The following is a 24,644-nucleotide window of genomic DNA, read 5'->3' as shown; positions in this document are numbered from 1 at the left end:
CTGCCGCGGCGCATGGCGATTTTGTTATGCACCCGCGGTCTGCGGCCGCTCTTCCCGTACCACCAGCAACGTTCAGGGTCCTTTCTCTGTCCGCGACATGCCAATGCGCATGATGCGTCGGCGGATGGTGCGTGGGCGCTGCGGTGATTCATCCAGATTATCGAGACAACCGGAAAGGAACCCCAGACGCATGCATCACGCCACCCCGCTTATCAGCACCATCGTCGGCGGTATCGTGCTGGCATTCATTCTGGGTGCCATCGCCAACCGGTTCCGGCTGCCGCCGCTGATTGGCTACCTGTGTGCTGGCATCGTGGTGGGGCCGCATACGCCCGGCTACACGGCCGATCAGGCGCTGGCGCCGGAGTTGGCGGAGCTGGGCGTGATCCTGCTGATGTTTGGCGTGGGCCTGCATTTCTCGGTCAAGGACCTGATGGCGGTGAAGAAGATCGCGATTCCGGGCGCGATTGTGCAGATCGGTATTGCCACGGCGCTGGGTATGCTGGTGGCCTGGGGCTTCGACTGGCACTGGGGCCAGGGCCTTGTGTACGGCCTGGCGCTGTCGGTGGCGAGCACCGTGGTGCTGCTGCGGGCGCTGCAGGAGCGTGACCTGATCGAATCGCAACAGGGACGCATCGCGGTGGGCTGGCTGATCGTGGAAGACCTGGCGATGGTGCTGACACTGGTGCTGCTGCCGGCGATGGCCGGTCTGCTGGGAGGCGGCGCCGAAGGCGGGGCAGGCGCCGCATCGGCGCCGACCACGATGGATGTGCTGGTCGAGATCTTCTCGACGCTGGGCAAGGTCGCGGCGTTCGTGGCCGTGATGATGGTGATTGGCCGGCGCTTTATCCCGTGGATGCTCGAACGCATCGTGTGGACCGGCAGCCGGGAACTGTTCCGCCTGGGCGTGCTGGCCGTGGCACTCGGCGTGGCGTTCGGCGCCTATTCGCTGTTCGGCGTATCGTTCGCGCTCGGTGCGTTCTTCGCCGGGATGGTGATGGCCGAATCGGAATTCAGCCATCGTGCCGCCGAAGAATCGCTGCCGCTGCGCGACGCGTTCGCCGTGCTGTTTTTCGTCTCGGTAGGCATGTTGTTCGACCCGATGGTGCTGGTGAACGACCCCTGGGGCGTGCTGGCGACGCTGCTCATCATCCTGGTGGGCAAGTCGCTGGCGGCGCTTGGCATCGTGCGCGCATTTGGCCACAACAATCGCGTAGGCCTGACGATTGCCGTCAGCCTGGCGCAGATTGGCGAATTCTCGTTCATCCTGGCTAGCCTGGGCGTCTATCTCAATATCCTGCCCGAGCGCGGCCAGGCCCTGATCCTGGCTGGCGCGCTGTTGTCGATCCTGCTCAATCCCGTCATGTTCCATCTGCTCGACCGCTATACGGCGCGCGTGGATGGAGACGGGCAGCGTGACGCTCAGCCGGCCTAAGGCGGTGGCAGCACCGGCGCGGCGCCGCGCAGATATTCGCTAAAGGCCAGCAGGCCCTGCGTGGGAAACTTGTCCTGGTGGACGACCAGTTGCAAAGGACGGATCACACGCGGCAGGCCGTTGCGCAATGCCACCAGCAGGCCACGGTCGATTTCGTCGCGAACAACGTGAAGTGACAGGCAACTGACGCCAAAGCCGCTCATGACCGCGCGCTTGATAGCTTCCGCGTTGCCCAGTTCCAGCGCAAAACGTAGCGCGCCGATTTCCGGCACCAGGCGCGCCTCGATGATTTCGCGTGTGCCCGAGCCGGGCTCGCGCACGATCCAGTCGGCTTCGCGCAGCAGGCGGTGCAGCACTTCAGGGCGGTCTGTGGCTGTCGCCAGCGGATGCGACGGGCCGACGATCACCACCATTTCGTCGTCGCACCAATGCACGCTGCGCAGGTCGCGTTCGTGGCTGGTGCCTTCAATCAGCCCGATATCGACCTCGAACTTCAGCAGGGATTGCAGCACGTCGTGCGTATTGCCAATGCGAAGGTCAAGCGCGCAAGGGCCGGTCTGGGCATGACGAAAGCCCGCCAGCAGCGCGGGCAGGATATAGCTGCCGATCGTGTTGCTGGCGGCAATGCGCAATTGCACCCCCCCTTCGGAGGCAAATCGCTCCAGTTCGTGGGCCTGGTCCAGCAGGGACAGCGCTCGCGGAAAGAACTGGCGGCCGGTTTCGTTGATGGCTAACCGGCGCGCTACGCGGTCAAAAAGTGCGCCATTAAGCGCACGCTCCAGCTCCGCCAGCGACGCGCTGACTGCCGATTGCGACATCGCCAGCGACTCCGAGGCCGCAATCGTGCTGCCATGCTGGGCAACGGCAACGAACACCTGCAACTGGCGCAGGGTCAGGCGAAGCGGGCGTTGTTCCATGTCTTATCGATATATCTGATTACGCATAACGATATTACCCGTTTTACGGGTTAGCAGCCGGTGCGTACTCTGCAAGGCATTGAACAAAGACCAGTGTTGCTGCCATGTCTACGGCTCCTGCCCCGCATTCGATTTCTGTTGCCATTGCCCCGTCCACGCTGACGTTGTGGCGCAAACGCATCCTGACGCTTCTGCCGCTGGGCGCCATTGCCTGGCTGGCCCAGGTGCTGGCCGATCATCCGGCCATCTCGCAATATGGCTTGTCGGCCCTGACACTGGCGATGTTCGCCGGCATGATCGCCGCCAACACCATGCCCAAGCACTGGCTGACGCCGCTGGCCCCGGGCATGCAGTTCGCGCGCCATCACATGCTTCGCCTGGGCGTGGCGCTGTACGGCTTGCGCCTGACCTTCGGCGCCATTGCGGCGCTGGGCGTAGGCGGCATTGTGGTGCCCCTGCTGATGCTGGTGGCAACGCTGCTGTTCGGTACCTGGGTGGGTTCGTCGTTCTTCGGCCTGAGCCGGCGCGAAGCGATTCTGGTGAGCGCCGGTAGCGCGGTCTGCGGTGCCGCGGCGGCCATTGCGGTGTCTTCGGTGGTGCGCACCGACGATCGTCAAACCGCCGTTGCCGTGGCGACCGTCGTGCTGTTTGGCACAGCCGGCATGATGCTCTATCCGTGGATGTACGAGCTGGCTACGCAGCACTGGCATCTCGCGGTAAGCGAGCGCGCGTTCGGTATCTTCACGGGCGCCACGCTGCACGAAGTGGCCCAGGTGATCGCGTCGGGCAAGATGGTGAGCGATGCCACCGCCGATGCCGCAGTGGTAGCCAAGATGGTTCGTGTGCTGGCGCTGGGCCCGCTGCTGCTGATCATGGCTCTGTGGCCGCGCACGAGCTGGTCGCAGGAATCCGGTGCCTCGCGCAACCTGAAGGGTTTGCTGCGCTCGGTGCCCTGGTTTGCGGTGGGCTTTGTCGCGGTGATGGCGCTGAATTCGGCGGCGCTGGTGCCCAGCGACTGGAAGCCCGCGCTGACGGCGCTGGACAACTGGCTGCTGGCCTGCGCAATGCTCGCCATCGGCCTGCATACGCGGATTGGCGACCTGCTGCGCGCTGGCCGCAAGCCGCTGGCACTGGCTGGCCTGCTGTTCGTCTTCCTGATGGTGGTGGGCGCTGGCCTGTGCGCGGTTCTGGTGTGAACGGCAAGGGGCCCAGTAGCAAGGGATCCTGGATGAGGCGGAGAGGCTGGTGCGGCCGACGGGACTCGAACCCGTAAGCCTGGAAAGGCGGCAGATTTTAAGTCTGCTGAGTCTACCAATTTCTCCACGGCCGCACGGCAAGCCCGGTATTGTGGTGGCTTCGCCCGCAGGAAGCAAGCTGGACACGTACCTGCGATATGTGATCTGCCTGTTACCGACGGTAACAATGTCGATACCGCCGTTGCACCTGCAAGTTCGTGACCTCGTACAATAGTGAGTATCAGGATTCTTCCTAACTCATAGAGAGCACGATCATGAAACGTTGGTTGTTCGCAGCATTCGGCGTAGCCGCCGCGCTGGCGTCGGGCGCTGCAATGGCGCGGGTGAACGTCGACGTGGCGATCGGTGTTCCGGGCGTTGTCGTGGGTGGCCCGGCGTACTATCCGCCGGCACCTGCCTACTACGCGCCGCCCCCGCCGGTAGTGGTGGCCCCGGCTCCGGTTTATTACGGCCCGCCGCCGGTGGTGGTTCGTCCGGCTCCGGTCTACTACGGCTACGGCCCGCGCTATTACGGTGGCCCGCGTTACTACTACGGCCCGGGCTGGCATGGCCGCGGCTACTACGGTGGCGGTCACGGCCATGGACATCACCACTGACAGGTGTGCCTTTCCAAGGCCATTGAAAGGTGTTTGTTAGAAAAAGCCCCGGAATGGGGCTTTTTCTTTTGTCAGGCGCCGTATGGCGTTCATCCTGGCCATCTTTCCTGGAAAGACTTGGCGGAACATTGCGCATGTTGGTTCCCGCGCGAATTCGTCGCTCAAAGTTTTTGATGCGAACGCTCAAGCGATCTGGATATTCGGCTAGGGGTTTCCCCCTAAACTGCCTCACGTGACGCCGCTCCCACAGTAACGCTCCCAGCAGGTCACATGCTGATGGCGCGGCGCCCGTCGTCAAACAGAACAAGGGGATCACATGGCTCTCAAACAACGTCTGGCGGCTATGGCCGCAATCGGCGCGCTGGCCGCGCTCTCGACATCGGTTTTCGCTGCACCGGTCAAGTACGACATCTACAGCGGCGGCCAACGGGCTGTGGATACGCGTGATGTCTACACCGATGGCGCCCGTATCACCAACCGGGATGTCTACACCGATGGTGCGCGCGTGGCCGGCCCGCGCGATGTGTATTCGGATGGGGCGCGGGTGACTGACCGCCGCGACGCATTCAGCGACGGCGCCTGATCCGACAGCAGGCAACCCGACAGTCAGGCAAGGGCCCGCGGTATCGCCAACGATATCGCGGGCCTTTACGTTTTCGGCGTGCGGGCCCGCCGTAACATGACCGTCAAGCCTTGCGAAGGTGAAGCAGTTTCACCTCCGAAAGGCGCGGATTACGTCATTTCGCGGTGGAGCGGCGCGATATACTGCAGCCTCAACCCTGAACGATGGAGAGAGGTATGCAGCAAAAGACCGTACTGACGGCTGACGACGTGAAGAAGGTGCTGGTCGCCGCCGAGGCCGAAGCCACGGCAAACAACTGGGCTGTCACGATCGTGGTTGTCGACGACGGTGGTCATCCGCTTGGCTCGATTCGCCTGGATGGTGTCGCCCCGATCTCGGCCTACATCGCCACGGAAAAGGCGCGCACGGCGTCGCTGGGCCGTCGCGAATCGAAGATCTACGAAGACATGATCAACAACGGCCGCTACTCGTTCATGACGGCGCCGGTGCTGCAAGGCATGCTGGAAGGCGGCGTGCCCATCGTGGTGAACAACCAGGTGGTGGGTGCGGTTGGCGTGTCCGGCGTGAAGTCGACCGAAGACGCGCAGATTGCCCGCGCCGGCATCGCCGCACTGGGTATCTGACCCGTCGTTGCTCCAAGGCGCCAACGCGCCGACAGGAAGCAAAAAGCCCCGCAGGCGCAACGCCTGCGGGGCGGTATAAAAAGTGGCATGGCTGGCATCGGCCGTTCAGGCAAAGGGTCTGGAATGTTTGCCTGACAGGGGAATCCGATCGTCTGGCTACTGCCGAACACCCGTTGGACGGGTGGTCCCCACAAAAGTCTTTACAGAAGCATCCGGCTGCTTTTCCTGTTACTTGGTCAGGATCAGCTTGCCGTAGCGCGTGACGCGCAGCGTATAAACCTCGCCGTTATGCAGGATTGGCAGCGTCGTGGCGCCTTGCATGATCGCCTCGAGCGGCACGGCGGGGGTGTCGGTACTGCTGGCCGGCGCCTGGCGCATCAGCGCTTCCAGGCGGGCGGGCAGGGCGGCGACCGCCGACTTGACCGACTCCAGCGCGGACGAGGCCGTCGACGGAGCGCCGGACGACGCAGCTGCCGAGTCGCGGCGCGCCTGCGGGGCAACTTCCACGCGGCGCAGGGACAGGCGGCGGCGCGTGACTTCACGCGGTTGCGACAGCGGCAGGCTCAAGGTGCTCATGGTCTTCTCCGTTCGAAGTTCCGGTGTTCCGTCTGGCGACGGAAGGTGGATGTCTGCTCGATCCGCGTGTTGCGAATCACGATGAGACGATCTTAAATGAGAACCGTTATCATTACAAGCCTCTTCGCATGAAGTTACATCTGTGACGCAATCGTTGCCGGGATGGACAAGCGAGACAGGTCACGCCGCCCGATGCAATCGCGCTTCCCAGTGCAAAAAGGGCACCCGAAGGTGCCCTTTTTGCTGCCAAAACGAAGCGGTCGACAAGAACTGGCTGACGCCGGCTCAGTGCTTCGGTTCGGTGATGAAGCCGATCTTGCCCAGGCCGCCGTGCTGTGCGGCGGCCATGACTTCGGCCACGCGCTCGTAGCGCACGTCGCGGTCGGCGCGCAGGTGCAGTTCAGGCTGCGGCTGCAGTTGCGCTGCACTGGCAATGCGCTGTTCCAGCTGCGTCTGATCCACTTCTTCCTGGTTCCAGAACACCTTGCCCTGAGCATCGATGGAAACGTTGATGTTCTGCGGCTTGGAGTCGTTGGGCTGGTTGGTCGCACGCGGCAGGTCGATCTTGACCGCGTGGTTGATGACGGGAATCGTGATGATGAAGATGATCAGCAGCACCAGCATGACGTCCACCAGGGGGGTCATGTTGATTTCGCTCATCACCTCGTCATCGTCGCCGTCGAGGGTGCCGAATGCCATGATGCTTTCCTTCAGGCGCTTGCGGAGCAGCGCTTAGTTCTTGACGGCCAGGCGCATCGCATCGTCGCTGGCGCGATTGGCGGAGGTCGGACGCACGCGGGCGCCGGTCACGAAGTAGGCGTGCAGGTCGTGCGCGAAGCGGTTCAGCTTGCTGATCACGCCCTTGTTGCCGCGGCTCAGGGCGTTGTAGCCCAGCACGGCAGGAATGGCCACGGCCAGGCCGAAGGCAGTCATGATCAGGGCCTCGCCGACGGGGCCGGCCACCTTGTCGATGGTCGGCACGCCCGAGGCGCCGATGCCGATCAGGGCGTGATAGATGCCCCACACGGTGCCGAACAGACCCACGAACGGTGCCGTGGAACCCACCGAGGCCAGCACGGCCAGGCCCGACTGCATGCGGGCAACGGCTTCGTCGATCGAGCTCTTCAGCGAGCGGGTCAGCCAGTCGGAAATGTCCAGTGCGTCATGCAGTTGCGGCTGGCTGGCGCGATGGTGCTGGGCGGCTTCCTTGCCGGTGACGGCCAGCGTGCGGAACGGGTTGGCGTCGCTGGCGCCCAGCGTGTCGAGCGCGTGGTCGAAGTCGTCCGAGTGCCAGAAGCGCTTCTCCGCGCCATGCGCCATCTTCTTGAGGCGAACCAGATCCCACGCCTTGGTGAGAATCACGATCCACGACAGCAGCGACATGATCAGCAGAATGATGGCGGTCGCGCGCATGACGAAATCGCCTTGCGACCAGAGGTGTGAGAGTCCGAGGTCCTGCATGGTGGTTCCTGAAAGTGTCAGTGTTTAGGGTATCGGAAAATTCCGGGAAATCAGTTCAGCTCGAATTTGATCGGTTGCTGCGCGGTGGCGGCCATGGCGCGGCCGTTCTCCATGTACGGCTTGCAGCGGATCGCCTTGGCGGCGGTCAGCGCGGCATCGTCAAGGCGATCGGACCCGCTGGTCTTCGACACCACGGCCTTCACGACCTTGCCGGTATCGTCGAAATTCAGACGGATCACGGCGGTACCGGTCTCGCCCATGCGTTGCGACTGGCGCGGATACACCGGCGCGGGTTGCGAACATGCCATTTCACCAATGCCGACCGCGCGCGGTGCCGCATTCGTGGCGGCCGGCGGCGGCGCGGGCGGCTCAGGTGCCGGCGGGGCAGGCGGAGCAGGCGGCGCCTCGATGGCGTTCGGTGTCGGCGGCAGGTTGGCGACCGGTGCCGGCGTCGGTTGAGGCTTGGGGGGCGTCGGACGCGGCGTTACTACTTTGACCTGCTTGGGCGGCGTAGGTTGTGCCTTGGGAGGTTCGGGGGCGGGCGGCTCGGGCTTCGGCTGCTCCATCGGGATGATGCGGGCGATGATTTCAGGGGCGATGACGGCTTCCGTCATCTTGCGGGCCAGCCCGCTCTGGATCAAATACAGCAGTCCGACGTGGAACAGCAGGACCGCAACGGTGATCTTCAAAAATCGTTGATCGAACATGAGAGGAACGACAGGTGTCCGGCCTCGCGGCGCAATCACTTGCGGTAGAACAGGATCAGCGAGATTCCACATCCAACCAGCAGGCTCAATAGCAATTCCATGATGATAACGCTCCAAAGAAACACAGCCGTCTAGAAACCGGTTACAGGGGGAGCGCCACTCTTGGGCAGCGTATCAGCGGGATAGTATAAACGATAATGATTCTTATTTGTTGCACATTGTGCAATGCGTGAGGATATTCTGCGCCTGCTTCATTGCGGAGTTCGCAGCAATCCGGCGAGGATGTCGATCCGGCGTTACGTGGGGCAGAGCGCGCGCCGGCATGCCGCCAATGCCCCACCCGCGGAAATCCGCGCTACGATTATTAGGAATCCCCAGTTAGCGGCAGACACGGCACAGGCCAGGCGATCCCCGCGGTCCGGACGCCCCGCGCCTCGTGCGAAGGGAACCAGCCATGGATTTCACCCGTTTTGCTGAAGACGACCGCATGATGGACGACCGCAGCACGCTGCTGCGCGCATCGTCCGGCACGGTGGGCACTTCGGCGCTCGACTGGATGTGCGCCCAGTTTGCGCTGCGCGTGGTCTGCGCGCTCGGGCCGCGCTTCAATCTGCGCAGCAATATCAATGACGTGCTGACCGTCAGCGCGCAGGAAATGGTGTGGCCGTACGGCGTGGTGCTGCGCGTGCAGCGCTTCCTGTCCGCGCGTTGCGCCGACATGCCTGTATGGAAGGGCGCCTCGCGCCTGTCGCCCGAGGAATTCCTGGAGCGCCACGGCCAGTGGAACAGTGCTTTCGACGAAAGCGCGCTGTTTTACTATCTGGACGAATACGTCAAGCATCACGCCAAGGACATGTTCGCGGTATTTGCCGCATCGTCGGCCGCGATTGCGGCGCGGCTGGATGGCGAGCGCGTGCTGCTGGTGCGCAATATCGACATGCTCAGCCATGTGCTGAACCTGCCCGAGCACGAGCGCAAGCTGCTGCTCTACGCGGCGCTTGCCAAGTACAAGCGTGACCTGCGCGCGGTGATGGTCGATTGCAAGGTTGCGCACAGCCAGGAAGCGTTTCAGATCCTGGCCGGCCTGACCGCCGCCAACCCTGGCGATATCGCGGCGTCGCTGCGGCCGGGATCGCGCCTGGAGACGCTGAACCTGATCGAGCAGCCGCTGCCGGAAAACAGTGTGACGGACCTGGGCGACCTGATGCGCCTGTCCGACCGCCTGCTGCACGTGCTGCTGGGCAACTACGCCAGCGAGGCCGAGATGATGGCGGTCTTCACGCGGCCCGCCGCGCCGCCCACGCTGGGCACCACCGACTATCCGCATGTCGAGACCGATGCCCGCTATCTGACGGCCTTGCTTGGCAACGCCACGCGCCAGAATGCCTCGGGCGTGAACGTGCTGATCTATGGGCCGCCCGGCACAGGCAAGACCGAGTTCGCGCGGCTGGTGGCGCGCGAAGCCGGTTGCGAACTGTATGAAGTGGACTGCTTCGACCGCGATGGCAACAGCCTGTCGGGCAAGGATCGATACCGGTCGTTGCAGGTGTCGCAGGCCTTCCTGCGCGGGCGGCCGCGCACGGCGCTGCTGTTCGACGAGGTCGAGGACGTGTTCCCTGGCAGTGCGCGCGAACTGATGAGCCTGTTCGGTCAGGAAGACACGCGTGCTTCCGTCAACGGCAAGGCGTGGGTCAACCAGACGCTGGAGCAGAACCCGGTGCCGGTGATCTGGATTTCGAATTCGATCCGGCAGATCGACCCGGCCTATCTGCGGCGCTTCCAGTTCCATCTCGAACTGAAGATTCCGCCACCTCAGGTGCGCGAGAACATTATCCGCAAGCACCTTGGAAACCTGGCGGTCAGCGATGCGTTCGTGGCGACGCTGGCGGCGCGAAAGACGCTGACGCCGGCACAGGTGCAATCGGCCGCGCGATTCGTCGAACTTGCGCGGCCCGATGTCGATGAGCCGGTCGAGGCGCTGATCCTGCGCCAGCTCGAACATGCCGACCGCGCGATGGGCCTGCGTCCAGAGGCCGAGGCACGCCCGGTGGTGACCCACTACCGGCTGGACAACCTGAATCTGGAAACGCGCTACGCGGTGGACAAGATCGTGCAGGCGCTGGGTGCGCGTCAGCGGGGCACGCTGTGTTTCTACGGGCCGCCCGGTACCGGCAAGACCGCGCTGGCCGAGCATATCGCGGCGGCGCTGGACCTGCCGCTGATGATCCGGCGGGCCTCTGACCTGATGAGCAAGTACGTGGGCGAGACCGAGCAGCAGATCGCGGCCATGTTCGCGCGGGCCGAGGAGGATGGCGCGGTCCTGCTGCTCGACGAGGCTGACAGCTTCATGCAGAGTCGCCAGCAGGCGGTACGCAACTACGAGGTGTCGGAGGTCAACGAAATGCTGCAGGGGATGGAGCGCTTCAACGGCATCTTTGTCTGCACCACGAACCTGTTCGACCGCATCGACGAGGCTGCGCTGCGGCGCTTTTCGTTCAAGATCCGCTTCCTGCCGCTCAAGCCAGCGCAGCGCGAGACGATGTTCGTCGACGAGGCGCTCGATGGCGATGCCGGGCGCATGACGGATGCGATCCGGCGCGATCTCGACGGCATGGATTGCCTGACACCTGGCGATTTCGCCACGGTGAAGCACCAGTCAGTGGTGCTGGGCGAGGCGCTGACGCCCGACGAGTTCCTGGCCCAGTTGCGCCAGGAACATTCCGTGAAGCCCGAGGTGCGGCATCACAAGCCGGTGGGGTTTATTCAGTAGCGTCGATGGCGGGCGCCGGCTCGATGACCACCGTCTCGGCGCCGGCCTCCACCTGTAGCAGCGCCCACGCCATCTCGCGCAGATGGGCGGCGTCCTTGGTCGACAGGTAGCGCACGGCCGGCGCGGCATCGGGGCTGGCCGCCAGGTCGAACTCGGCAAGCTTGCGGGCCAGCTGGCGTGCGATGGCCGTGCCGGTGTCGATCAGCGTCAGGCGGCTGCCGACCATGTCGCGGATCGTGTCCGACAGGAAAGGGTAGTGCGTGCAGCCCAGCACCAGGGTATCGGCCCCGGCGTCGAGCATCGGACGCAGGTAGGCGTCGAGCTTCTCGCGAATCGCCGGACCCGACACGTCGCCCTGTTCGATCAGCGAAACCAGCCCGTGACCGGCCGCGCACAGGTACCGGCTTTCGTGCGACAGCGCTGTCAGCAACCGGTTGAACTTGGCGCTCTTGAGCGTGTTGGCGGTGGCCAGTACGCCCACCACCTTGCTCTGGCTCAGCGATGCCGCGGGTTTGAGCCCAGGCTCCACGCCGATGATCGGCACGGCCAGGCGCTCGCGCAGCGTCTGCACGGCATGCATGGTTGCCGTGTTGCAGGCGATCACCAGCGCCTTGCAGCCCTGCGCCACCAGCCATTCGCAGACCTGCAGCGTGCGGGCCTCGACAAATCGCTCGGGCTTGTCACCGTACGGTGCGTAGCGCGAATCGGCAAAGTAGATCAGCGACTCGTGCGGCAGCATGGCGCGCACTTCGCGCAGGACCGACAGGCCGCCAAGGCCGGAATCGAAGATGCCGATGGGGGAGGGGTTCACGCCTTTGACTCGGGAATGAAAAAAGCCGGACAGCAATTGTCCGGCTTTGCACTGCAATTGACCAGTCTGGCGATCAGGCTGCCGCGACCGGAATCTTGCCGATCTTGGCCTGCCACTCGGCGGGGCCGGTCTTGTGGACCGACGTGCCCGAGCTGTCCACGGCCACCGTCACCGGCATGTCCTTGACGTCGAACTCGTAGATCGCTTCCATGCCCAGGTCTTCGAAGGCCAGCACCTTAGCGCCGCGAATCGCCTTCGACACCAGGTAGGCGGCACCGCCCACGGCCATCAGGTAGGCCGACTTGTGCTTCTGGATCGATTCGATCGCCACCGGACCGCGCTCGGCCTTGCCGATCATGGCGATCAGGCCGGTTTGCGACAGCATCGTCTCGGTGAACTTGTCCATGCGGGTGGCCGTCGTCGGGCCGGCCGGGCCAACCACTTCGTCGCGCACTGGATCCACGGGGCCGACGTAGTAGATCACGCGGTTCGTGAAGTCCAGCGGCAACTGCTCGCCGTTTGCCAGCATGTCGGCGATACGCTTGTGCGCGGCGTCGCGGCCCGTCAGCATCTTGCCGTTGAGCAGCAGCGTCTGGCCCGGCTTCCACGATGCCACTTCTTCCGGCGTCAGCGTGTTCAGGTCGACGCGCTTCGACGTCTCGGTGTTCGGTGCCCACTCCACCTTCGGCCAGGCCGACAGGTCAGGTGCTTCCAGCTTGGCCGGGCCGCTGCCGTCCAGCGTGAAGTGCACGTGGCGGGTGGCCGCGCAGTTCGGGATCATTGCCACGGGCTTCGACGCGGCGTGCGTCGGCGATGCCATGATCTTGACGTCCAGCACGGTCGCCAGGCCGCCCAGGCCCTGCGCGCCAATGCCCAGCGCGTTGACCTTCTCGTACAGCTCGACGCGCATTTCCTCGATCCAGTCCTTCGGGCCGCGGGCGATGATGTCCTGGATGTCGATGGATTCCATCAGCGATTCCTTGGCCATCACCATCGCCTTCTCGGCGGTGCCGCCAATGCCGATGCCGAGCATGCCCGGCGGGCACCAGCCGGCGCCCATCGTCGGCACGGTCTTCAGTACCCAGTCGACGATCGAGTCGGACGGGTTCAGCATCACGAACTTCGACTTGTTTTCCGAGCCACCGCCCTTGGCGGCTACCTGGATGTCGACGGTGTTGCCCGGCACCACTTCGTAGTGGATCACGGCCGGGGTGTTGTCCTTGGTGTTCTTGCGGGCGCCTTCGGGCGGGCTGACGATCGACGCGCGCAGCACGTTGTCGGGGTGCGTGTAACCGCGGCGCACGCCTTCGTTGATCATCTCGGTCAGGCCCATGGTGGCGCCGTCCCAGCGCACGTCCATCCCCACCTTGACGAAGATCGTGACAATGCCGGTGTCCTGGCACAGCGGGCGCTTGCCTTCGGCGCACATGCGGCTGTTGGTCAGGATCTGGGCAATCGCGTCCTTGGCGGCCGGACTCTGTTCCAGCTCGTAGGCACGGCCCAGGCTGGTGATGTAGTCCATCGGGTGGTAATAGCTGATGTACTGCAGCGAGTCGGCGACGCTCTGGATGAGGTCTTCTTGCTTGATGACTGTCATTTTGTGGGGGGAGGGCAGCGGTGAAACACAGCCCGGGATGATACACCCTGGCGGCGACGGCTGTACGGGATGCATACAGCCGTCGACACCTTTGGTCGGGTATTGCTGCGAGGCGGATGAATCACCTCGGCGGGGCGGCGTATTCAGTGTGCCTGCTGCGCCGCACCATCGGCGTCATGGCCGGCTGCGGGGTGCGGATGCGACACCATGCGGTCCACCCAGGCCATGGCCAGGGCCGATGCCAGGAACGCCACATGGATGATCACCTGCCACATGATCGTGTGCGTGCTGCGCTGCTCGGCGTCGATAAAGGTCTTCAGCAGATGGATCGACGAGATGCCGATCAGCGCCATCGAAAGCTTGACCTTCAGAACGCCGGCGTTCACGTGGTCCAGCCATTCGGGCTCGTCCGGGTGGTTGTCGATGCCCAGGCGCGAGACGAATGTCTCGTAGCCGCCCACGATCACCATGATCAGCAGGTTCGAGATCATCACCACGTCGATCAGGCCCAGCACCACCAGCATGATCTTGGTTTCGTCATAGGTGGTGACGTGCGCCAGCAGGTGCCAGACCTCGGCCAGAAAGTGGTAGACGTAGACGCCCTGGGCGACGATCAGGCCAAGGTACAGCGGCAGTTGCAGCCAGCGCGAGGCAAAGATGATGCGGGGAATCGGACGAAGCGGGGCGGAGCGTAGCGGGGTGTGTTGGGCCATGGGCGATGCCGGGAGAAGATGTAAATATCAGCAGACAATCGAAGCGGGGGTCGATTGTACCGTGCGGCCCATGACACCTGACATCGCGGCCAGGTAACGTTTGGTTAGTGCTGCGGGCCGGATCAGCGCGATTGGCTGTCCAGCGCGCGGCGCGCGATCGGCCCCGGCCAGCTGGCGAGCACAATGCCGCCCAGCACGCAGGCCAGCGCCACGCCATGGGCCCAGCCGGGCCGCTCGCCGAGCACCACGATGCCGTAGACGGCGGCCGCCACCGGCAGCACCGAGGTAAAGACCCCGGCCAGCTGGGCGGGCACATGGCGAATGCCCTTCATCCACAGCCAGAACGAGAACACGCTGGCCGACAGCGCGTACCAGACCAGCATGGCCCAGGTGGTGCCGTCCACGCTGCCGAAGTCGAAGGTCAACAGCGGCACGATGCCCAGCGGCAGCATCAGCGCGCCGCCGATCAGGTGGGTGTAGGCACAGATTTCGATGGCCGCCAGCGTTTGCGACAGGCGCCGCGACAGGATCACGTAGATCGATTCGCAGACTACGGCGCCCAGGATCATCAGGTTGCCGGCCAGTGCGTCGCCGCCGCCCAGGCCCGCGTCGGCCTGGCCGCCATGGCCGCCGCCACGGGAGATATTGAGCACGGCGATGCCTGCGACGGCCAGCAGCACCGAAAACACCGTGCGCCGTGACAACCGCTCGCGCAGCCACAGCCACGACAGGATGGCTACCGTCGCCGGGATGGTGCTGGTGATCACGCCGGCGGCCATCGCGCTGGTCAGCCGCACGCCGCCGAGCATGAGCAGCGTGAACATGAAGGTGCCGAAGAAGGCCATCAGGAACAGGTTCAGCCATTCGCCGCGCGACACCGCGCGCATACGGGCCGGCCGATACCACGGCGACAGGCACGCGATGGCGATCAGGAATCGCATCAGCGCGAACAGCAGCACGGGCACATGGGCAATGATCGATTTGCCAAGCCCGACATTGCTGCCGACAAGGGCCATGGCGGCGATCAACAGGAGGGCGTGGATGGGCAAGTTCGTCCGATGTCGTCCGATGGGGAGCGTCGCGCCCGGCATGCCGGGCGGCCGCCGTCGCATGCCACTGGCGGGACGCGATGGCCCGGCCTGTGCAAGCCAATTGAAAGGGCGTGCGCCGCGTTCGGGTATTTGGGTCCGGCGCATTATAGCTGTGCTAACTTAGTAGAGCCGACTGCACTTGTGCCCCCAGTCTCCCGTGCCTTGCCATACCTGCTGCGCCGCAGCATCGCCAGCGCGATGGATGCCCGCCAGCATCCGCCCGATCGTCAGACTTCGGTAGCCGGGTCTGAATAGTCAGGTTTAAGTAAGGCGCCGGGCGTACCTTGCACCCAAAGCAGTCAAAGCCAAACCAGGAGACAACCCATGTCCGCCATCGAGTCGGTAATGCAGGAGCATCGCGTTTTCAATCCCCCGGAGTCGTTCGCGAAGAACGCCGCGATTCCGAGCATGGAGGCGTACAACGCCCTGTGCGCCGAGGCCGAACGCGACTACGAAGGCTTCTGGGCGCGCCACGCCCGCGAGCTGCTGCACTGGCACAAGCCGTTCACCAAGGTGCTCGACGAGAGCGACGCGCCGTTCTACAAGTGGTTCGAGGACGGCCAGCTCAATGCGTCGTACAACTGCCTTGAGCGCAATATCGAGAAGGGCAATGGCGACAAGACGGCCATTGTCTTCGAAGCCGATGACGGCGCGGTCTCGCGCGTCAGCTACAAGGAATTGCTGGCAAAGGTCAGCCGCTTCGCCAACGGGCTGAAGGCGCTGGGCGTCAAGAAGGGCGACCGCGTGGTCATCTACATGCCGATGTCCGTCGAAGGCGTGGTGGCCATGCAGGCCTGTGCGCGTATCGGCGCCACGCATTCGGTGGTGTTCGGCGGTTTCTCGGCCAAGTCGCTGCAGGAACGCCTGGTGGACGTGGGCGCCGTGGCGCTGATCACGGCCGACGAACAGATGCGCGGCGGCAAGGCGCTGCCGCTCAAGGCCATTGCCGACGAGGCGCTGGCGCTGGGCGGCTGCGATGCGGTCAAGCACGTGGTGGTCTATCGCCGTACCGGCGGCAAGGTGGCCTGGACCGAGGGCCGCGACCGCTATATGGAAGATGTGTCGGCCGGCCAGCCGGATCATTGCGAACCCGAACCGGTAGGTGCCGAACATCCGCTGTTCGTGCTCTATACCTCCGGCTCCACCGGCAAGCCGAAGGGCGTGCAGCACAGCACCGGCGGCTACTTGCTCTGGGCGCTGATGACGATGCGCTGGACCTTCGACGTCAAGCCGGAAGACATGTTCTGGTGTACCGCCGATATCGGCTGGGTCACCGGCCACACCTATATTGCCTACGGCCCGCTGGCCGCCGGCGCCACGCAGGTCGTGTTCGAAGGCGTGCCGACGTTCCCGAACGCGGGCCGCTTCTGGGACATGATCCAGCGCCACAAGGTCAGCATCTTCTACACGGCGCCCACCGCGATCCGCTCGCTGATCAAGGCGGCCGAGGCCGACGAGAAGATCCACCCGAAGCAGTACGACCTGTCCAGCCTGCGCCTGCTGGGTACCGTGGGCGAGCCGATCAACCCCGAAGCGTGGATGTGGTACTACAAGAACATCGGCCAGGAACGCTGCCCGATCGTCGACACGTTCTGGCAGACCGAAACCGGCGGCCATGTGATCACGCCGCTGCCGGGCGCCACGCCGCTGGTGCCGGGTTCGTGCACGCTGCCGCTGCCGGGCATCATGGCGGCGATCGTCGATGAAACGGGCCAGGACGTGCCGAACGGCAGTGGCGGCATCCTGGTGATCAAGCGTCCGTGGCCGGCCATGATCCGCACGATCTGGGGCGATCCGGAGCGCTTCAAGAAGAGCTACTTCCCCGAGGAACTGGGCGGTACGCTGTACCTGGCCGGCGATGGCTCGATCCGCGACAAGGACACGGGCTACTTCACGATCATGGGCCGTATCGACGACGTGCTGAACGTGTCGGGCCACCGCATGGGCACGATGGAGATCGAATCGGCGCTGGTGTCGAACCCGCTGGTGGCGGAAGCCGCGGTGGTGGGGCGGCCGGACGATACGACCGGCGAGGCCATCTGCGCGTTCGTGGTGCTCAAGCGCTCGCGTCCGACCGGCGACGAGGCCACGAAGATCGCCGCCGATCTGCGCAACTGGGTGGGCAAGGAGATCGGCCCGATCGCCAAGCCCAAGGACATCCGCTTTGGCGACAACCTGCCCAAGACGCGCTCGGGCAAGATCATGCGCCGCCTGCTGCGGTCGCTGGCCAAGGGCGAGGAAATCACGCAGGACACCTCGACGCTGGAGAACCCGGCCATCCTGGATCAACTGAAGCAGGCGCAGTAACGCCGCCGGTTCATGCACGCTATCTGGCTGCGTGACCCACGTTGTGCCCGCCCCGGCTTCGCCCGGGGCGGGCACAATGCTTTTTTTCACACCGATTTCCACCTATCGTTGCGCTGATGCCAGACACCCAGTCGCGCTTTCGCCGCCGGCTGATGCTGTACTACGGCCTTTTTACGCTCGGACTGCTCGGCTTCGTCGGCATGATGGGCCTGCTCGAGCATTCGAATGCCGATGCGCTCTGGCTGGGCTACGTCTTCCTGTTCGTGACGATCGCGATCTATGCGTGTATCGGACTGATCTGCCGCACATCGGATCTCAACGAATACTACGTGGCCGGGCGGCGCGTGCCCGCCATGTTCAACGGCATGGCCATCGCGGCGGACTGGATGAGCGCCGCCTCGTTCATCGGCCTGGCCGGCATCATCTTCGCGTCGGGCTACGAAGGCCTGGCCTATGTGATGGGCTGGACCGGCGGCTATTGCCTGGTGGCGTTCCTGCTGGCGCCGTACCTCCGCAAATATGGCGGATATACGATTCCCGATTTTCTGGCGGCACGCTACGGCAACGGCAAGCCGGGTGGCAATATTCCCGTGCGGGCGATTGCCGTTCTGGCGGCATCGCTATGTTCGTTCGTCTACCTGGTCGCCCAGATCCAGGGGGTGGGACTGATCGTCACGCGCTTTATCGGCGTGGAATTCGCGGTGGGCGTGTTCTTCGGGCTGGCCGGCATCCTTGTGTGCTCGTTCCTGGGCGGCATGCGCGCGGTGACGTGGACGCAGGTGGCCCAGTACATCATGCTGATCGTGGCTTTCCTGCTGGCGGTGTCGCTGATCGCCTGGAAGCATCATCACCAGGTATTGCCGCAGGTTGGCTACGGTGGGCTGCTCCAGCAGATAGACGCCGCCGAGAAGCAGCTTGATCGCGATCCGGCGGAGCAGCAGGTGCGCGAGATATTCCGCCAGCAGGCCATCGACCTGCAGGATCGCATTGCGCGGCTGCCGATGTCGTTCAACGAGGAGCGGCAGTTGCTTGATGCGCGCCTGCTTGAGCTGCGCGCCCGTAATGCGCCGCTGCGCGAAATCAAGACGGTGGAGCGTGAACGGCAGGCGTTCCCGGCTGATGCGACGGCCGCGTTGCAGCAGTGGACGCAGCAGCGCGAGGAAGCCCTGGCGCGCAGCCAGCCGTCCACGCCATCGACCGAGCCTTATCCCGCGGCGTCGGAGCAGGAGCGCAAGACGCGCCGGCTCAACTTCGTGCTGCTGGTGTTCTGTCTGATGGTCGGTACGGCCAGCCTGCCGCATATCCTGACGCGGCTCTACACGACGCCATCGGTCAAGGAAAGCCGCAATTCCGTGGCGTGGGCGGTGTTTTGCATCGCGCTGCTATATGTGTCGGCGCCAACGCTGGCGGCACTGGTCAAGGTCGAGTTTTTTCAGCATCTGGTGGGCACGCCATACGCGGAACTGCCGCAGTGGGTGGTGCAATGGCGCAAGGTCGACCCGCCGGTCTTCGGCATCCGGGACATGAACGGGGACGGCATCGTGCAATGGGCCGAAATCCTGATCCAGCCCGACATGATCGTGCTGGCCGCGCCCGAAATCGCCGGGCTGCCCTATGTGATCTCGGGCCTGGTCGCCGCCGGCGCACTGGCCGCGGCCCTTTCGACGGCTGACGGGCTGCTGCTGACCATCGCCAACGCGCTGTCGCACGACGTGTACTACCACATGATCGACCGCCAGGCGACCCACCAGCGCCGCGTGACCACGGCCAAGGTGGTGTTGCTGGGCGTGGCACTGTTCGCGTCGTACGTCACATCGCTGCGGCCCGGCAATATCCTGTTCCTGGTGGGCGCGGCCTTCTCGCTGGCGGCATCGAGCTTCTTCCCGGTGCTGGTGCTGGCCATTTTCTGGCGCCGCACCACGGCCGCCGGCGCCGTCGCCGGCATGGCCACCGGCCTGGGCGTGGCGGTGTACTACATCTTCGTGAACTACCCGTTCTTCACCCGCATGACCGGGATCTTCGGCAACCGATGGTTCGGCGTCGATCCAATCGCCTCGGGGGCGTTCGGCGTACCCGCAGGATTCGCGGCCGCCATTCTGGTCAGCCTGATCACGCCAAGGAATGCTCCAGTGATCGATCGGCTGGTGAATTATTTGAGGAAGGGGTAGGGCGGGGGCGGGGTCTTCAGCGTGCTGCGCCATGGCATGCTGATCGCCCAATTCGCACCGGCCGAGCTTTCCACGGGAAGGCGTGTCGGCCCGACGAGATCATGGCGACGCTGGAGGTATGGAGGAGATGCGTCGCCTTCCATGGGCTCGGCGAACCGGTCCACGCGTCGCAGACGTCCTATTCGCGTGGCGTCCGCGATGCTCGTCAGATCCTGACGGAAAAGCCTGAAATGCGCGACGCGGCCCGGTCCGGTGGCTGCGAGAACAGCACTGGCACGAAGCCGACATGGCTGTCGTCTGCGATCTGCACAAATCCGTCAAGCTGCTTCGATTGCCCCAGCGGCCGTGCCTGAACGAGGCCGTCGACGCCCCCATGGTCGCGAGAGAGCCGAAATGAGCACGCAATTCCCGACCGAGCGCCAGTGCCCGAAAGCCAAATCGACCTAGTCGAAAGGCGGATTTCCATTTTTGGGAAAACTTGGTATCTTGCAGACTGTAAGAGAAGTACAGATCGGCTACATAACGCCGACCCGGGTCGCATTGCATGTTGTTCCTCTCAATCAGTATGCGTGCACAAATGGCCACTATCTTCAATTTCTTCCGCCGTCTCCCAGTGTGGGTCCTTTTTCTCGCACTCGCGCTTATTTTCGCGCTTGTCTATTCCCTGGATCGTATCGACGATGTTCGCCGCTGCGATAGTCCGGACTCTTACAAGGATTGGCCTGCTCAGCAGGCCGCAGCGAAGGCTTGCCTCACTTCGTTCTGGGCGCGGTTCCGCTGAAGTTTTGGCGATACCTCACCTGGATTGGCGGGAGACGTCGAAAGCACGCGACAGGTGTAGCGCTTGGCCTGTTGCGCTTCTCGAATTCAGGCGGCAGGGGCGTTCGCCGCTGCAGAAATACGGACGAAATAGTCTCTCCCTGGCCTTTCGATATTTTGTGTCGAAACTAAGCCTCATTCTGATACGCCGCAGAATTGCCTCCAAAGCCCGCCAAGCGAAAGCCCTGCGGGCTTTTTCATGTAGCTGACCGCGCTTCTGTCGCGGATAGAGTCATATCTTGACGAAGTAGATGACCTTCGCCGCTATCCATGCGAAAGGGGAATAAGCAGCAAGACATACGGTCACGATCGCTGCTGGTCGTATTGCCTGGGCCTCGGATTTCCATTGGTGGTTGGCTAAGACGTTCATTTAAGCCGGCGACTGCACTGCCTTTGATTTCGTCTTCCCGTTTGTCTCCTCCCGGTATTGTCTTGGGTTTGGATATGCCGGCCGCTGGCCGCAGTACCTGTTTCTTCTTCACACTTGCGGATCCCACCATGATGCCTCCCATCACCAGCCCGCCCACGTAGTGCCGGGAGCACCAACGGATTGAGACCCAGCGGTGCAATGGACAGTGCATTGGCCCACCTGCGCACCGTGATCAAGTCACTGGCCTATGGATTTCGTACTGGCAGCCCACCGAGCAGGACATCCATGAACTTCCTGGCTGATAGGCCTAGTCGGCGTGGACGGACGAACTTGGACGTCTACGGAGGAATCACCGTTGAAAGGTGAAAAAACATGGAAGTGGAAGCAAAAAAGCCGTCCCATTGGACGGCTTTGGATTGCTGCGGACGGTGTTCTGGCGGAAAGAGGGGGGATTCGCCTACACATGCGCAGGCCGCGGATTCGCTTGCAAGCGAATCATCTTCGAATCCCCCGCGCAAGCCAAACTATTGGCTTGCTTCTCTCCGGAAACGACGATGCCCGCTGGCGCGGGCATCGAAATTCTGGCGGAGAGAGGGGGATTCGCCTACACATGCGCAGGCCGCGGATTCGCTTGCAAGCGAATCCCTTCGAATCCCCCGCGCAAGCCAAACTATTGGCTTGCTTCTCTCCGGAAACGACGATGCCCGCTGGTGCGGGCATCGAAATTCTGGCGGAGAGAGGGTCCTCGGAAACCCAATGTAGACGCGCGATTCCTCCAAATCGAAATCTTTCAGGAATTTGTACCCCGCTTTGTACCCCGACTCTGGCGGACGGGCTTGATGCGGAGGGTTCTAGAGCATCGTATCGCGGGTAGAGCTGCCAGGGCTTTTGCGAAGCCGCACAGCACCTTCGAGAACCGCAGCGATGGCACCCTTGGCTCCTCTCATTGAGAACCGATAGACTTGGAAGCGCCCGCTGTCTAACGCCACGGCGATTCCCAAAGGGGTTGCCGACTCGACGATTCCGTCCATCAGGTCCGGATTGTGAAGAAGGTAGCGATACATTGGTAGGCCGGAGGGCGCAGATCCCTGTACCGGCCCGTCACAGCTGATGTCCACTGAGGCGGATCCTCGAGAGGACGAAAGCAGGGCGGGCGCGGTCGTTGTGCCGTCACAGCGGGTGGCAGTCACAAGAATCCAGCGGCATAGACCACTCCCCGGGTGACAACTCTTCATTAAAAATCCGCCACTCTCGTTGGTCACGCCAGCGTAAAGCTGTCCGTCGTCGGTTGAACCGGTAAACCAGTCCCCGATCGTGGCCGAAGTGGCCTCGTAGGGCGCCAGCAGTAGTAAAGTTGCAAGTAGGAGGACTGAAATCTTCTTCATGGCAGCAGGTAGATCTGCTTAGTTGCACCCATACGGCCCGCACTGTCGGCTGAAGCTGCGTCCGCGCGAATCGCTCCCATACGTGCTGCTGTACCCGTTCCCGTAGCTCTGGGTAGTGCTGTTCCAACTATTGCCGTTGGCGGCATTGCCATGGGTGTAGGTGCTATTGCCCACATGCTGGGACGTCTGGTTCCATGACGAGCCGGTCTGGGAGTTGTATCCGTTCACCGTCGTGGTGTTGCCCATGCGATTGACCTGGTACGAATTGCCTGAACTGTCGTTGCAGGTGTACATGTTCTGCGAGCCAAAGCAAGCCGCGGATGCTTGCGACGTCGCAATGAGTGCCGCCGCCGCGAGCGCGGCGCGAATGGTTGTCCCCATGATTCTTCTCCCGGAAATCTTCTTGTAAGTCGAGTTCGAATGTCTCGACATCACAAGTTCAGCGCCTGGCTCACCGTCGGACAATACCCCTTGTGTGGGGTGGGCTAAGCTCCAGACCGTTTCCTTGGGAACGGCTGTTCTATGATCGGGATCTTTGCCCGCTCCTCTTCTTCGAGCCTTAGGCGTTCCACAAGTGGCAATCTCGTGCCGCCCCGGGGCTGAGCCGGAGGGTCATATGCGTAGTCGAAGTACTTCGTGTCGTCTTCGAGGTAGTAGTAACTCCCGACCTTTACTGGAGGCGGATATAGTTTTCCTTCTCTGATCCAGCGGCGAGCGATATGTTTGCTGGGAGGCGGATCGAAGTAGCGTTCCAGCCATAGATCCAGGCGGACTTTCACGCTCGAAACCTATTTGAAGATGCGGTCGACGAGTCGGGGGCGACGCGGGGTGTAGTTGTCATCGATGTACTCGGCGTTCTGCTCGACGTAGTAAGCGCGACCGACCTTCACGGGAGGCGGGTAGATCTTTCCCTGTCCAACCCACCGCCGAGCGGTCACAAGGGAAGGGGGTGGATCGAAGTTCAATGCCAGCCATTTTTCGAGACTTACCTTGGGCGGTTTGGTCGCCATCAGATTTCCTCTAAACGTGAACCCCACGAAATGAGCGCTGGCGCTCTGGTGGTACTGCCGACTGGTTTGTGGCGAGTTTGCCATCGTAGCCGACAACTCCGCTCCCAGCGAGGCTGATGGTCCGAAATCGAAAACGTAGCATAGTGGTAAAGCATGCTTAACCGCATTTCCAGTAGAGTGCCGTTTTTCACTGATCCGGCCTCTTGGTATGCCCATACGGTCCGCAGGCAGCTTTTTCGCGCAGTTGATCCCCGCGATTCTTTCCGACCTGAAGCGGATTGCGGGTCGGTCGAACGGGGAGGTTACCGTCGATGACTTGCAGTCTGAAGCGTGGCTGGCGGCCGAGGAGATCGGTAGCCAAGGGACTGCCAGACCAGATCCTACGGACAAGTCATTCCACAAACAGATTCTCTCTCGCCTGTACAACCGGTTCGTGAAGTTTGCGGACAAGCGACTGCGCTTTGCAGTACGGCTCGATGAGGAACGTGAGGATGAGGAGGGTGAGTCGCGAGCAAGCCCCGTTGCCGCAGCTCTCGCAGCCCCGGAGGAATACAAGCCAAGCCGAGCTATCGAAGCGCGTGAGAGCGAACATGAGCGTGACCTCGAACTGCGAAGACGATTCGCCGAAGCTGTGGCATACGTGAGATTGTTCTCCAATTTGAAGAGTGATCAATCGGCAGTTTGTGACCACCTATCAGTGACCGCAGGCACCCTGCGATCTCGTTTGCGTCGAGCGGAAGAGGCGCTGACATCTCAACCATCTCTTTTTGATGGTGTCGTGGAAATTGCCGAGGATTTCATGCCACCTCGTGTCGCATCCATGTACACGCGCACTCGCGCGAAAGATGCAATACGGCAGTTCAACTGTGTTCAAGCGAGACTGTTTGCTCGCGCTTATGTCCCTATTCGGAAGATCCTGCGTTGACGGAAGCCGACCTGGCTGATTAGGCTCCATTAGATTCAGATTGAGCAGAAGCTTCCATGCCTTCAACGGGCGATGCGCATTCATCGTTTTACGTGGATGATCAGTGTCACTTCGCTTTTCGAAAAGTCCCGCTACGAGATATAGACGTAGGTGATGTGGAATCAGAGCCAACAATGGTCGGGACTGCCTCGAGCCCACGACAGAGTATGTACGGTTCCGAACTGAAGCGGGCAGGATCAATGCTCGAGCATCGCGTGAATTTCATCGGATCGTGAGGAAGAATGATGGCTCGGCTGACAACACAAGAGATCCTTGCTCGTTCTGGTTTCGCCACTAGTCCTCTCGGACCAGGTGAAATAAATCTAACCACGAACGCTCACACTATCAGTGCAAATGCAGTGGATCCGCAGGTTATCGCGGCGATCAAGGCCGCACCACTTAGAGATCTCTTTCCTGTTTCCGGTATCGTCCCATTCGGAGAGGTAATACTTCGCGCGAAGAGCGTCGTGTTCAATCCAAAAAGC

General features: G+C 62.8%; 21 protein-coding genes and 1 tRNA gene. 9 read left to right on the top strand and 13 right to left on the bottom strand.

Annotation, left to right across the window (positions count from 1 at the left end):
- The first annotated feature begins 190 nt into the window (after positions 1–190).
- Positions 191–1,435 carry a cation:proton antiporter domain-containing protein gene (locus ACOABP_RS03420; protein ID WP_474226977.1) on the top strand — a complete coding sequence of 415 codons (1,245 nt, stop codon included), beginning with the start codon at positions 191–193 and terminating at the stop codon, positions 1,433–1,435.
- Here the strand turns inward: ACOABP_RS03420 and ACOABP_RS03415 are convergent.
- A complete protein-coding gene (locus tag ACOABP_RS03415; RefSeq protein ID WP_474226976.1) occupies positions 1,432–2,352 on the bottom strand; it encodes a LysR family transcriptional regulator in 921 nt (306 codons plus the stop codon). The genes ACOABP_RS03420 and ACOABP_RS03415 overlap by 4 nt on opposite strands.
- Positions 2,353–2,456: 104 nt before the next feature.
- Here ACOABP_RS03415 and ACOABP_RS03410 point away from each other — a divergent pair, with 104 nt between their 5' ends.
- Positions 2,457–3,548 (top strand): YeiH family protein, encoded by a 1,092-nt coding sequence (locus tag ACOABP_RS03410; RefSeq protein ID WP_474226975.1) that lies wholly within the window; start codon positions 2,457–2,459, stop codon positions 3,546–3,548.
- Positions 3,549–3,595: 47 nt separating this feature from the next.
- Here ACOABP_RS03410 and ACOABP_RS03405 read toward each other — a convergent pair.
- Positions 3,596–3,682, bottom strand: a tRNA-Leu gene (locus ACOABP_RS03405).
- A 180-nt stretch (positions 3,683–3,862) separates the two neighbouring features.
- Between ACOABP_RS03405 and ACOABP_RS03400 the strand changes: the two genes are divergently transcribed.
- The 3 genes from ACOABP_RS03400 (at position 3,863) to ACOABP_RS03390 (ending at position 5,410) form a co-directional block, all read left to right on the top strand.
- Positions 3,863–4,204: a hypothetical protein gene (locus ACOABP_RS03400; RefSeq protein WP_474226974.1), complete on the top strand. Its 342-nt coding sequence runs from the start codon at positions 3,863–3,865 to the stop codon at positions 4,202–4,204.
- Positions 4,205–4,520: 316 nt separating this feature from the next.
- A complete protein-coding gene (locus tag ACOABP_RS03395) occupies positions 4,521–4,787 on the top strand; it encodes a hypothetical protein (protein WP_474226973.1) in 267 nt (88 codons plus the stop codon).
- Positions 4,788–5,002: 215 nt separating this feature from the next.
- Positions 5,003–5,410, top strand: a complete 408-nt coding sequence (locus tag ACOABP_RS03390) for a heme-binding protein (RefSeq protein WP_066730950.1) — start codon at positions 5,003–5,005, stop codon at positions 5,408–5,410.
- A 228-nt stretch (positions 5,411–5,638) separates the two neighbouring features.
- Here the strand turns inward: ACOABP_RS03390 and ACOABP_RS03385 are convergent, their stop codons facing one another.
- From ACOABP_RS03385 to ACOABP_RS03370, 4 genes are all read right to left on the bottom strand, one after another.
- Positions 5,639–5,986 (bottom strand): hemin uptake protein HemP, encoded by a 348-nt coding sequence (locus ACOABP_RS03385; RefSeq protein ID WP_474226972.1) that lies wholly within the window; start codon positions 5,984–5,986, stop codon positions 5,639–5,641.
- Between the two features lie 285 nt (positions 5,987–6,271).
- Positions 6,272–6,685: an ExbD/TolR family protein gene (locus ACOABP_RS03380; protein WP_474226971.1), complete on the bottom strand. Its 414-nt coding sequence runs from the start codon at positions 6,683–6,685 to the stop codon at positions 6,272–6,274.
- A gap of 33 nt (positions 6,686–6,718) precedes the next feature.
- A complete protein-coding gene (locus ACOABP_RS03375; RefSeq protein WP_474226970.1) occupies positions 6,719–7,447 on the bottom strand; it encodes a MotA/TolQ/ExbB proton channel family protein in 729 nt (242 codons plus the stop codon).
- Between the two features lie 50 nt (positions 7,448–7,497).
- A complete protein-coding gene (locus ACOABP_RS03370; RefSeq protein ID WP_066730944.1) occupies positions 7,498–8,154 on the bottom strand; it encodes an energy transducer TonB in 657 nt (218 codons plus the stop codon).
- A 454-nt stretch (positions 8,155–8,608) separates the two neighbouring features.
- On the opposite strand from ACOABP_RS03370, the gene ACOABP_RS03365 reads away from it, so the two are divergent.
- Entirely contained in the window at positions 8,609–10,924 is a 2,316-nt protein-coding gene (locus tag ACOABP_RS03365) for an AAA family ATPase (protein ID WP_474226969.1), read from the top strand.
- On the opposite strand, the gene murI is transcribed toward ACOABP_RS03365, so the two are convergent.
- The 4 genes from murI to ACOABP_RS03345 form a co-directional block, all read right to left on the bottom strand.
- On the bottom strand, positions 10,914–11,735 hold the full coding sequence (murI, locus tag ACOABP_RS03360; protein ID WP_474226968.1) for a glutamate racemase: 822 nt from the start codon (positions 11,733–11,735) through the stop codon (positions 10,914–10,916). The genes ACOABP_RS03365 and murI overlap by 11 nt on opposite strands.
- 73 nt (positions 11,736–11,808) lie before the next feature.
- Positions 11,809–13,332 carry a fumarate hydratase gene (locus ACOABP_RS03355; RefSeq protein WP_474226967.1) on the bottom strand — a complete coding sequence of 508 codons (1,524 nt, stop codon included), beginning with the start codon at positions 13,330–13,332 and terminating at the stop codon, positions 11,809–11,811.
- 143 nt (positions 13,333–13,475) lie between these two features.
- Positions 13,476–14,045 (bottom strand): TIGR00645 family protein, encoded by a 570-nt coding sequence (locus ACOABP_RS03350; RefSeq protein ID WP_474226966.1) that lies wholly within the window; start codon positions 14,043–14,045, stop codon positions 13,476–13,478.
- Between the two features lie 122 nt (positions 14,046–14,167).
- Positions 14,168–15,061 (bottom strand): DMT family transporter, encoded by an 894-nt coding sequence (locus ACOABP_RS03345; RefSeq protein WP_474226965.1) that lies wholly within the window; start codon positions 15,059–15,061, stop codon positions 14,168–14,170.
- Between the two features lie 399 nt (positions 15,062–15,460).
- Here ACOABP_RS03345 and acs point away from each other — a divergent pair, with 399 nt between their 5' ends.
- Both acs and ACOABP_RS03335 read left to right on the top strand, forming a co-directional pair.
- Positions 15,461–17,443 (top strand): acetate--CoA ligase, encoded by a 1,983-nt coding sequence (acs, locus tag ACOABP_RS03340; RefSeq protein ID WP_474226964.1) that lies wholly within the window; start codon positions 15,461–15,463, stop codon positions 17,441–17,443.
- Between the two features lie 116 nt (positions 17,444–17,559).
- A complete protein-coding gene (locus ACOABP_RS03335) occupies positions 17,560–19,611 on the top strand; it encodes a sodium:solute symporter family protein (RefSeq protein WP_474226963.1) in 2,052 nt (683 codons plus the stop codon).
- A 2,592-nt stretch (positions 19,612–22,203) separates the two neighbouring features.
- Here ACOABP_RS03335 and ACOABP_RS03330 read toward each other — a convergent pair.
- From ACOABP_RS03330 to ACOABP_RS03320, 3 genes are all read right to left on the bottom strand, one after another.
- Complete coding sequence (locus tag ACOABP_RS03330) at positions 22,204–22,566, bottom strand: hypothetical protein (RefSeq protein WP_474226962.1); 363 nt, start codon at positions 22,564–22,566, stop codon at positions 22,204–22,206.
- Between the two features lie 104 nt (positions 22,567–22,670).
- Positions 22,671–22,964 carry an excisionase gene (locus tag ACOABP_RS03325; RefSeq protein WP_474226961.1) on the bottom strand — a complete coding sequence of 98 codons (294 nt, stop codon included), beginning with the start codon at positions 22,962–22,964 and terminating at the stop codon, positions 22,671–22,673.
- A 9-nt stretch (positions 22,965–22,973) separates the two neighbouring features.
- Positions 22,974–23,195 (bottom strand): excisionase, encoded by a 222-nt coding sequence (locus tag ACOABP_RS03320; protein ID WP_474226960.1) that lies wholly within the window; start codon positions 23,193–23,195, stop codon positions 22,974–22,976.
- A 208-nt stretch (positions 23,196–23,403) separates the two neighbouring features.
- On the opposite strand from ACOABP_RS03320, the gene ACOABP_RS03315 reads away from it, so the two are divergent.
- Positions 23,404–24,120 carry a hypothetical protein gene (locus ACOABP_RS03315; protein WP_474226959.1) on the top strand — a complete coding sequence of 239 codons (717 nt, stop codon included), beginning with the start codon at positions 23,404–23,406 and terminating at the stop codon, positions 24,118–24,120.
- The last annotated feature ends 524 nt before the right edge of the window (positions 24,121–24,644 follow it).

The sequence above is a fragment of the Cupriavidus sp. HE11 genome (assembly GCF_056097175.1).
Note: the sequence above shows the minus strand (reverse complement) of the source record. Positions and strands in the feature narration are given on the sequence as shown.

Coding starts and splice junctions, on each gene's coding strand:
- ACOABP_RS03320 (WP_474226960.1), bottom strand. CDS start 23,195: ATGGCGACCAAACCGCCCAAGGTAAGTCTCGAAAAATGGCTGGCATTG.
- ACOABP_RS03385 (WP_474226972.1), bottom strand. CDS start 5,986: ATGAGCACCTTGAGCCTGCCGCTGTCGCAACCGCGTGAAGTCACGCGC.
- ACOABP_RS03420 (WP_474226977.1), top strand. CDS start 191: ATGCATCACGCCACCCCGCTTATCAGCACCATCGTCGGCGGTATCGTG.
- ACOABP_RS03370 (WP_066730944.1), bottom strand. CDS start 8,154: ATGTTCGATCAACGATTTTTGAAGATCACCGTTGCGGTCCTGCTGTTC.
- ACOABP_RS03410 (WP_474226975.1), top strand. CDS start 2,457: ATGTCTACGGCTCCTGCCCCGCATTCGATTTCTGTTGCCATTGCCCCG.
- ACOABP_RS03330 (WP_474226962.1), bottom strand. CDS start 22,566: ATGGGGACAACCATTCGCGCCGCGCTCGCGGCGGCGGCACTCATTGCG.
- ACOABP_RS03375 (WP_474226970.1), bottom strand. CDS start 7,447: ATGCAGGACCTCGGACTCTCACACCTCTGGTCGCAAGGCGATTTCGTC.
- ACOABP_RS03415 (WP_474226976.1), bottom strand. CDS start 2,352: ATGGAACAACGCCCGCTTCGCCTGACCCTGCGCCAGTTGCAGGTGTTC.
- ACOABP_RS03380 (WP_474226971.1), bottom strand. CDS start 6,685: ATGGCATTCGGCACCCTCGACGGCGACGATGACGAGGTGATGAGCGAA.
- ACOABP_RS03365 (WP_474226969.1), top strand. CDS start 8,609: ATGGATTTCACCCGTTTTGCTGAAGACGACCGCATGATGGACGACCGC.
- ACOABP_RS03335 (WP_474226963.1), top strand. CDS start 17,560: ATGCCAGACACCCAGTCGCGCTTTCGCCGCCGGCTGATGCTGTACTAC.
- ACOABP_RS03350 (WP_474226966.1), bottom strand. CDS start 14,045: ATGGCCCAACACACCCCGCTACGCTCCGCCCCGCTTCGTCCGATTCCC.
- ACOABP_RS03315 (WP_474226959.1), top strand. CDS start 23,404: ATGCCCATACGGTCCGCAGGCAGCTTTTTCGCGCAGTTGATCCCCGCG.
- ACOABP_RS03395 (WP_474226973.1), top strand. CDS start 4,521: ATGGCTCTCAAACAACGTCTGGCGGCTATGGCCGCAATCGGCGCGCTG.
- ACOABP_RS03355 (WP_474226967.1), bottom strand. CDS start 13,332: ATGACAGTCATCAAGCAAGAAGACCTCATCCAGAGCGTCGCCGACTCG.
- acs (WP_474226964.1), top strand. CDS start 15,461: ATGTCCGCCATCGAGTCGGTAATGCAGGAGCATCGCGTTTTCAATCCC.
- ACOABP_RS03345 (WP_474226965.1), bottom strand. CDS start 15,061: ATGGCCCTTGTCGGCAGCAATGTCGGGCTTGGCAAATCGATCATTGCC.
- ACOABP_RS03400 (WP_474226974.1), top strand. CDS start 3,863: ATGAAACGTTGGTTGTTCGCAGCATTCGGCGTAGCCGCCGCGCTGGCG.
- ACOABP_RS03390 (WP_066730950.1), top strand. CDS start 5,003: ATGCAGCAAAAGACCGTACTGACGGCTGACGACGTGAAGAAGGTGCTG.